The sequence below is a fragment of the Synechococcus sp. H55.2 genome, assembly GCF_047462495.1.
GTDB lineage: Bacteria > Cyanobacteriota > Cyanobacteriia > Thermostichales > Thermostichaceae > Thermostichus.
Genome location: NZ_JANSJH010000202.1, coordinates 1 through 1003 on the forward strand (window position 1 = coordinate 1; position 1003 = coordinate 1003).

General features: G+C 56.8%; 1 protein-coding gene. It reads left to right on the forward strand.

Annotation, left to right across the window (positions count from 1 at the left end; all coding sequences use genetic code 11):
- Positions 1–296: 296 nt before the first annotated feature.
- A complete protein-coding gene (lepB, locus tag NW844_RS12915) occupies positions 297–971 on the forward strand; it encodes a signal peptidase I (protein WP_414336229.1) in 675 nt (224 codons plus the stop codon).
- The last annotated feature ends 32 nt before the right edge of the window (positions 972–1003 follow it).

The following is a 1003-nucleotide window of genomic DNA, read 5'->3' on the forward strand; positions in this document are numbered from 1 at the left end:
TCGCCCGATAGTTTCTCGACACGCTCTGAGAGCTTTCCAGTATCTCCTGCGAGCCGATCGATCCGCTGCAAAATTTCCCCTTGTTGTTGGCTGAGGTGGGCTATTGCTTGGCTGTTGGTCTCGACCAAGCGCTCAAGCCGATCTAGGCGTTCTTCTGTTGAAATCGTCATGGGGTTTGCAAGTTACAGGCTACGTGTCTCTCGATCGTAAGCTACTGGCGGCCATTCGTCTTTTCGATGCTGGCTCCTGCTGGGTGCGATAATCTTGAGATCGTGCAGTCTTGTCCGTTAGCTCCCATGCCGTCCAAAGATCCAACGTCTCTGCCCAAGCCCCAGTCGGCACCTGCCAGCTCGGGATCCCGCACCTGGTGGCAGGCGCAGCGGGAAAACCTGCTGACGGTTGTGCTGGCGCTGCTGTTGGCTTTCGGCATTCGCACCTTTGTGGCGGAGGCGCGTTGGATCCCCTCCGATTCCATGCTGCCCACCCTGGAAGAAGGGGATCGGCTGGTGGTGGAAAAGGTCAGCTACCGCTTTGGCCCGCCCAGACGCGGCGACATCATTGTTTTCTACCCGCCTGCCAAGCTGAACTTCAACGGCGCCTACATCAAGCGGGTGATCGGCCTACCTGGGGATCGCATTCGTATCGCCGATGGTGAGGTCATCATCAACGGGATCCCACTGCAGGAGGACTATATTTATGCTCCTCCCAACTATTCTTGTCCTGGAGAGCGCTGCCCTGGAGTTCCCAACCAGGGATCCGAATTTGTAGTTCCTCCTCACTCCTATTTTGTGATGGGGGACAATCGCAATGACAGCCAGGACTCCCATGTGTGGGGTTTTTTGCCGGAAGAAAACATCATCGGCAACACCATTTTTCGCTTTTGGCCCCCGAATCGCCTACACGTTTTCACCCCGCCAGAATATCCCGAGCTGCGTTCGGAAACTCAAGTGTTGGGCGACACCGCCCGCTAGGGAGGTCGCTTGACTCTGCCTGGGCTGCTCAG

Bases quoted from the DNA above. Each gene is read 5' to 3' on its own strand.
- lepB (WP_414336229.1), top strand. From the start codon at position 297: ATGCCGTCCAAAGATCCAACGTCTCTGCCCAAGCCCCAGTCGGCACCT.